9 protein-coding genes are annotated in these 6,598 nt (G+C 59.3%); 2 read left to right on the top strand and 7 right to left on the bottom strand.

Annotation, left to right across the window (positions count from 1 at the left end; translation table 11 throughout):
- Positions 1–264: 264 nt before the first annotated feature.
- Positions 265–840, bottom strand: coding sequence for a hypothetical protein (locus B0O95_RS15705; protein ID WP_146064096.1), 576 nt, complete (start codon positions 838–840; stop codon positions 265–267).
- A gap of 272 nt (positions 841–1,112) precedes the next feature.
- Here B0O95_RS15705 and B0O95_RS16745 point away from each other — a divergent pair, with 272 nt between their 5' ends.
- Entirely contained in the window at positions 1,113–1,625 is a 513-nt protein-coding gene (locus B0O95_RS16745) for a toxin-antitoxin system TumE family protein (RefSeq protein ID WP_233203392.1), read from the top strand.
- Positions 1,513–2,154, top strand: coding sequence for an ISL3 family transposase (locus tag B0O95_RS13960; RefSeq protein ID WP_233203393.1), 642 nt, complete (start codon positions 1,513–1,515; stop codon positions 2,152–2,154). Before B0O95_RS16745 ends, B0O95_RS13960 begins: the two co-directional genes overlap by 113 nt.
- Before the next feature lie 794 nt (positions 2,155–2,948).
- On the opposite strand, the gene B0O95_RS16965 is transcribed toward B0O95_RS13960, so the two are convergent.
- From B0O95_RS16965 to B0O95_RS13925, 6 genes are all read right to left on the bottom strand, one after another.
- On the bottom strand, positions 2,949–3,080 hold the full coding sequence (locus tag B0O95_RS16965; RefSeq protein ID WP_269845334.1) for a hypothetical protein: 132 nt from the start codon (positions 3,078–3,080) through the stop codon (positions 2,949–2,951).
- Positions 3,080–3,904: an arylamine N-acetyltransferase family protein gene (locus B0O95_RS13950; protein ID WP_104078416.1), complete on the bottom strand. Its 825-nt coding sequence runs from the start codon at positions 3,902–3,904 to the stop codon at positions 3,080–3,082. Before B0O95_RS13950 ends, B0O95_RS16965 begins: the two co-directional genes overlap by 1 nt.
- 87 nt (positions 3,905–3,991) lie before the next feature.
- On the bottom strand, positions 3,992–4,333 hold the full coding sequence (locus B0O95_RS13945) for a hypothetical protein (protein WP_104078415.1): 342 nt from the start codon (positions 4,331–4,333) through the stop codon (positions 3,992–3,994).
- A 282-nt stretch (positions 4,334–4,615) separates the two neighbouring features.
- Positions 4,616–5,515: an alpha/beta fold hydrolase gene (locus B0O95_RS13935; RefSeq protein WP_104078413.1), complete on the bottom strand. Its 900-nt coding sequence runs from the start codon at positions 5,513–5,515 to the stop codon at positions 4,616–4,618.
- Positions 5,512–5,754, bottom strand: coding sequence for an H-NS family nucleoid-associated regulatory protein (locus B0O95_RS13930; RefSeq protein ID WP_076787977.1), 243 nt, complete (start codon positions 5,752–5,754; stop codon positions 5,512–5,514). Before B0O95_RS13930 ends, B0O95_RS13935 begins: the two co-directional genes overlap by 4 nt.
- A gap of 141 nt (positions 5,755–5,895) precedes the next feature.
- Complete coding sequence (locus B0O95_RS13925) at positions 5,896–6,555, bottom strand: polysaccharide deacetylase family protein (RefSeq protein WP_233203391.1); 660 nt, start codon at positions 6,553–6,555, stop codon at positions 5,896–5,898.
- Between the last annotated feature and the right edge of the window lie 43 nt (positions 6,556–6,598).

Below are 6,598 nucleotides of genomic sequence, written 5' to 3'. Positions count from 1 at the left end.
CGCGGGCGCGATTCCAGGCCAATGTACATTGGCTCAGAAGTGAGCCAATAATATTTATTGAAACTGAACCCAGTATGCTTCGTTGATCCCAACGCTGGAACAGATACCGTCGTGCTATCGGCACGCTGGAAGGGTTCGTCGTGGTCGTCATGCAACCTGAGACCGCCGCGAGATGCCCACTCGCAAAATCCAGCAAGATCTGACGTCTGGCAGACGAACCCACTGGCAATTGAGCCGGGCATCTTTGAACGCATCCGTCCCAATCTAACCTTCCCCAGAAAGCACGCTATTGGCGGCGCACGGTTCACTCCTTCGGTGTCTTTTCTGCGGGCTGGGCAGTAATGAAGGCGGACCCCTCCGGCGCTGCCGCTGCAAGGTCGGAGGGGAGCTTCGGCCGTTCCCCTCCTTTGTCCCGATCACCTTACCAGACTCCGCTCCACCTTTTACAACAACCATATTGTAGGTCGCGATATTCCCATCTTTATCGCTCGGAAGCCTATCTCGGATCCTTTTAAGCGGCGTGTCTGGGGGACTCGCGCCGACAGAGCCACCTTTGATCGTAATTTGGATGATTCCCGTACTGTGGCTTTGTACCTTGACGATCTTCTCCCGCACGAAATGTCCTTTGGCTCGAGCTGCGATACGGGAAAGTGCCTTGGCGGCGCTGGGATTGTCTTTAAGCTTATTTCGTATCGCCTCGAACTCGTCGGTGTTAGATAATGGGCTGGTCGGTGCAGAGGATGCGCTCTTAGACGGTGACGGCGCATGGGCCGGCGAAGTTTGCGTATTCGTGTTCTGCGCTTCGAATTCGGTATGGTGATAAGTGATGGTCAGTTTCAATTTAGAAACTCTTATTGGGTTCCACGGCATTTTTGTCGACAATCTATTATTCAAGATAAAGCGATGTTGCCTCTGCCGCGAGTGAAAATGACGTGCTTCAGTTACGTTATAGGCGTGCTGTTTTGCCCGTGATAGCGCAACGCGAAGCCCAGACGTCAAAAACGAAGCGTCTTCCAGCGGGTAAAGCTAGGCTTGCTGACGATAACGAGTCGCAATTTTGGTTGACCACCTGGCGAATACGATGCTTTGCGATATTCGACCGAAGCCAATATATGAAAAAGAAGGCGACGTTGTTATTTGAGGATCGGATGGTTTATCCGGACGGAGCCATTCTTGAAATACGGATCTGGCGATTGCCCGAATGTGATGCGGAAAGACCCCATGGTTTGAAATACAGCCTGTTCTATGGTCAGGGTGGCGTAAGAATCATTGGCTACGATAATGAATGCAGCAAGGGCGACTATCGCCACTATCGTGACCGTAAAGTGCCCTGCGTTTTTTCGACGGCGGAACAGATGGTGAGGGATTTTTGGGGCTCTTCCCTACTTTGTGTGAGCCTGCAGGTGGCAATGACGATCAAGCCGGTATCGCATCACTCGGATAATCGGCGTGGATTTTTCCTTCCTTCAACGCCTGTTGCCCGCTTCCAGCATGCGCATTGTCGGATGGGAGATGATCGGCCATCGGCTCATCGTTGCACTGAAACATCAAGGGCGCGTTGCGCACTGCACGGCGTGTGGAGCGACAAGTTCCCGGATACACGGATGGTACCGACGACGCGTTGAGGACCTACCGTGTAGTAGCCACCGCGTCACACTGGAAATCCATGTGCGGCGCTTTCGTTGCGATAACACAATGTGTTGCCGGCGAACATTTGCCCAATGCCTTGCGCAATTCGGCGCACGTCAGCAGCGCCGCACAGCCCGAGCACAGACGGTGCTGTGGCATGTGGGCTTGGCGCTCAGTGGCGCCGCGGGTGCGCGCCTGGCGCAGCGGCTGGGCATCTCGATCAGCGGCGAAACGATACTCCGTTTGCTCAAACGCAACGGCCAGAAGCACGTCGCGACGACATCGCCCCCTACCATTATTGGCGTCGATGACTGGGCATTCAAACGCGCTCATCGCTATGGCACCCTACTGGTTGACCTCGAGCAACGGCGCCCATTGGACCGGTTGCCCCATCGTGATGCGACATCGGTGGCGAACTGGCTAACAGGAAACCGTGCAATCCGCATCGTGTCGCGCGATCGCGCTGGGGTTTACGCCGAAGGCATCACCCGTGGCGCGCCGCAAGCCATACAAGTGGCCAACTGATGGCATCTATTGAAGAATCTTGGCGATGCCATTGAGCGCGCGCTGAGCCGCTGCCAGCGGCCTATCCGCGAAGTTGCACGCTCACTCATCATGAGGACGCTTCTGCCGCATTGCCAGCGATCGAATCAAATGCGCTCGGCGTGGCAACAACATCGCGCGCAAAGGAGCAACAAGCGCAGCGGCGCGAAGCGCGGCTCGCACGCTATGAATCGGTCATACACCATCATCGAAGCGGGATGGCAATCTGGGCGATTGCGCGCCTTACAGCATTGGACCGGCGTACGGTGCGGCATTGAGTTGCTCCAGAGTTAATGCAGGTTGCCCGTTATGCGGTCCTTGCGCGTCTGTTTTCGACAGCTGCGGACGCTCTGTGCTACTGGAAACGCTCCCCAACACGCTCTGGCAAGGGGAAAAAGGAGCGGTCAACAACAGGCGCTTCGGGGCGGGAGGCATACTGCCATACGCTTGGGCGTTGCGCTTCGCGACGTGGACTGTGCTGTTTGGGTGGTTCGCGACGATACCACCCGATGTTCGTGCAAACCAAGTTGCCTCAAGCGCACGGGAATGCTCCCGCAAGACCGACAGCTGGCCTTGCACAGGAGCCCGCCTGACGTCGACAGGCGCCGGTATTCGCCGGTGTTGATTCCTGTCCTGGTTGCGTCGGAGTAGGATCGATTTGCCTTATACCGCCCAAGGAGCGGAAGATATATAACTATTATCCATAGTGCCGCCTCTTCTTCATTGATATAGTTTATAAATCATGCATCCCGCTTGCATATCAGGTAGCGAGGTACTCACTTCATAAACGAAATGAACGACGTGCACGCATAGTGCATGTACGGCAGCGCTCGATTGAACGGCACGCGTTTGAAGTAGCGGTCGCACGGGGATGGCGAGCGCGTAACCAGCGCCGTGCCCGCACTCATCACGGCTCACGTATTTTTTCGAACAACGCGTCGATATCCATGCCGTCAATATCGATACCGAACGTGCCGACCAGGCACTCCGTCAACTCGGCGGCACTGGCCAGTCGCCGCCGTTGATCGCTGCCGTCGCGCAGGTGCAACGTGAGCCGATCGTTGCGCAGCGCAGCACGCGCGTCGCCGACGACGCGGCACACGATCAGTTCGCGAATAAAATGCGAATCGGGATGGGCGCAAGTGTACCAATTGGCCATCTCATGATCGATCCGATACGTGGGCCGTAGCTCGAACCGATAGACCTTCTGCCAGCGCGAACCCAGCGCTACTTCGAGGTCGTAGCCCTGTTGCAACGCAGGCTGCCCGATGAGCCGAGCCGGCTCAAACGGCGTCGGCTGAACGGCGCCCGCGTCCAGCCGCAATGGCGCCGTCAGTGTGATGGCACCAAAGCCAACGTCGGCAACGAACGGCCCTTCGGGTAGCGCGATATGCAACAACATGTGGGACTTGGCCGTCACGTCGGTACCGTCGCGCATCCATAAGACGCGCGCAAGCATCGGCGTCACATCGAAGCCCAGTTCGATGAGCACTGCGGCAAACAGTGTGTTGTGCTCGAAGCAGTAACCGCCTCGGCCGCCGGTCACGAGTTTTTGCTGGATCCGGTCCAGGTCCAACAGTACGCGCTCGCCGCGCAAAGGATCGAGATTCTCGAATGGAATCGCGCGCGGATGCAGCGCGTGCAGCACACTCAGCACCTGGAGCGTCGGCTGCGCCGCCCCGGCATAGCCGATACGCTCGAAATAGGCAGCAAGATCGACGCGTTCAGCCATCACAGTGCACCGTCGCGCGACGCGCGCGCGAACCTGCCCTCCCAGGGCAATGCCAACCGGTCCCCGGCGCCGCGTTGCAGCGGATCGTCATGGCGTCCCCGCGCACTGACGCGCTGCGCCCTCGATCCACAGGTTGCCAAGATGGCGCTTACCTGGGTAGAACCGGAAGCTCGTGCTGCCATCGTCGTCGGTACGGATCTTCACGATGTTGGAGTCGCCGAAATCCAACATTTGGCCCTGGGGAATCGGCGACGCGCGAAATGACGCATGATGCCGGCTCGCTGCCTCGGTCATGCACGCGATCACGTCCTCCGTACTGCGCCCAGTCGAGGCAACCTTCTCGGGTTCGCCGGCGTCGGGGTTATGCTGCATCAGCATACAGCCGCTCAAAACGAGCGCAAAAAACATCGAAACAAAAGGCTTGGTCATCCCATCTCCCGGTTGGGCCCGCTCCTCCCAACAGTAGCACGACCGGTGCCCACAGCACGTCACGCAGCGGGCTGTTGCGTCGGCGCGAACGAATCGGCCGGCCACCCGTTTTCGTACAGTGGGTACAGGTAGCGGCCGGCCATCAAATCTGCCATTATCGTCACGGCAACCGCAGTAGCCCGGCGCAATCTCCCAGACGATGTCGCAAAGCCAACCGTTACATGGTCGCCAATGCGCCCATCCTTGGCGCGTCGCGCCGGCAGGTCACCACGTTCGTCGTGATTACACACCATTTCCGGACAACCGCGCCCGGCCATGCGCATCGATAAAATCTAGTACCGCTCGATTGAATGCGCGCGGGTGCGCCAGGTTCATCCCGTGCGAGGCGCCGGTAATCATCATTTGGCGGGCACCGTCGATGCGCTGGTGCAGCCATTCGATGTTTCGATGAAAAATTGAAGGGCTTTTCTCACCACCGACCAGCAGGATCGGCACCGTGATTGCGCCGGCCTCGTGCGCGGCAAAGGCCGGCATCCGCTCCGCAATTTGCGGCCGCAGCGTATGGGCGTTGTCGCGCGCCATTGCCTTGAACCCGTCCGGGCTTTGCGCCCATGACCCTGGACGGCTGACCGAGTCGACAAACAACGCCAGACCAGCGTCCACCTCGCCTTGCTCGATCAGCGTCACGGCACGGGTACGCAGCGTGTTGACCTGACCCGCGGCCGCCTGCGCGCTTAGCGCATCGCTGCCTTGAATGGCGCCGCCCGGGTCGGCCAGCGTCACGCTGCGCAACCGGTCGGGAAAGCGGCGGGCAAGATGAAACGCAAGATAGGCGCCACGGGAATGCGCGACCACGTGCGCCGGCTCGCGCACAACCTCGTCGATAAACGCGGCGATCTGCTGTACATGTGCGTTCCAGCTGAACGGCAGCGCACGATTCAGCTCGCGCGTCGGAAAGTAGTGTCCGAGGCTGAGCGACAGCACGCGATGCGTCGACGCCAGCGGCACGAACTGCGGCTCCCAATACCGGTAGTCGCACAGCGAACCGTGAACCAGCACGATCGGCTCGCCACTGCCCGCCTGCGCGAAAGCAACACTTGCGCCGTCAGCCAGCGTAATGGAATGAGCGTGCAGCATCGCGCGCGTCGGCGTCGCGCGCGGCATCGGGAAGGTGCCGGTCATTGCTTCGGCTCGACCATAAAGTGCTCGGTCGACTGCCCGGCATGCACCGCTCGCTTGAGCCAATCGGGCATGTCACCTTCACCATCCCATACGTTGCCATACGCATCACGAAACAATATCGGCTTTATTTTCTTTTCCTCTTCAGCGAGTGCTTCGGCCAAACGCTCAATGGAAATACCGTATTCGTCCATCCGGTGGTGAATATACGCAATGATTCGCTGTCTCTTCTGTTCGTCCATAGGGGAAAGTCATTGTGTCGCGCAAGCTGCGCGGCGAACCAGCGAGAGCTCGCCGGCGGCACAGAGGAGGTGTTTACCCCGCTATTTTAACGCCCTTTGCGAAATCCCGATCAGACCGCCGGCTGGCGCCGACTACACGGGTCAGAATTGCGGCTTGCGGCCACGCCAGCCGCCGCCGTGCCGCGCATAGCGCAGGAACAATGGAATCCCCGTCAGTTGCGCGATAAACCACGACAGCGATGAGTCATCGTGGATATCGATGGCACGCAACCTGAACGGATCGGTCGCGTCATCGTTCCAGCCGACGTCGCACGTTCTGGCGGTGCGGTAGCCGGCCGTGCGCAACAGTCGGATCTCCCTTTCCCCATAGTTGCCGTTCGGGTATGCAAAATGTACGCAGGGCCGGCCGGTCAACCGTTCGATGTCCCGCCGGGAGCCGGTGATCTCCTGCTCGCATTCGGCGTCGTCGCAGCAAGTCAGGATTGGATGAAAACGCGTATGGGACTGAAAGTCGACCCGCCGCGCTCGCACAATTGCGCGAGGCGTTCTCGGTTTGGCAGCCGCTTCTTTCGATATCTGCACCAGCGGCAGCCGGATGCATCCACCAATGTGCAGCGCGATGCTCGATGACGCCGCTGCACAGAAAAATGGTCGGCCACGGCCCGGCTGACTTAACGCGTCCAACGGCACGATGTCGCAGATCCGCGTCAGATAGAACAGGTGGGCATCCTGTTGCGCGCCCTGCCGGGCGTGGAAGTTGAATGTTTTGACAGCAATTCCCTGAGCGCTGCCGCGCAGCATAAGCCGCGCGCATGAAATAGCGAGGCAGCCCGCCTGCTCGCGC

Origin of the sequence: Mycetohabitans endofungorum (genome assembly GCF_002927045.1) — a bacterium.
In the GTDB taxonomy this organism is placed as follows: Bacteria; Pseudomonadota; Gammaproteobacteria; order Burkholderiales; family Burkholderiaceae; genus Mycetohabitans; species Mycetohabitans endofungorum.
The sequence above is the reverse complement of the archived record's forward strand: the minus strand, read 5'-3'. Positions and strand labels throughout refer to the sequence as shown.

What these genes read in the sequence shown, in the direction of transcription:
- B0O95_RS13960 (WP_233203393.1), top strand. Translation starts at nt 1,513, where the DNA reads ATGATCGGCCATCGGCTCATCGTTGCACTGAAACATCAAGGGCGCGTT.
- B0O95_RS13950 (WP_104078416.1), bottom strand. Translation starts at nt 3,904, where the DNA reads ATGGCTGAACGCGTCGATCTTGCTGCCTATTTCGAGCGTATCGGCTAT.
- B0O95_RS16745 (WP_233203392.1), top strand. Translation starts at nt 1,113, where the DNA reads ATGAAAAAGAAGGCGACGTTGTTATTTGAGGATCGGATGGTTTATCCG.
- B0O95_RS13945 (WP_104078415.1), bottom strand. Translation starts at nt 4,333, where the DNA reads ATGACCAAGCCTTTTGTTTCGATGTTTTTTGCGCTCGTTTTGAGCGGC.
- B0O95_RS13925 (WP_233203391.1), bottom strand. Translation starts at nt 6,555, where the DNA reads ATGCTGCGCGGCAGCGCTCAGGGAATTGCTGTCAAAACATTCAACTTC.
- B0O95_RS16965 (WP_269845334.1), bottom strand. Translation starts at nt 3,080, where the DNA reads ATGAGTGCGGGCACGGCGCTGGTTACGCGCTCGCCATCCCCGTGCGAC.
- B0O95_RS13935 (WP_104078413.1), bottom strand. Translation starts at nt 5,515, where the DNA reads ATGACCGGCACCTTCCCGATGCCGCGCGCGACGCCGACGCGCGCGATG.
- B0O95_RS13930 (WP_076787977.1), bottom strand. Translation starts at nt 5,754, where the DNA reads ATGGACGAACAGAAGAGACAGCGAATCATTGCGTATATTCACCACCGG.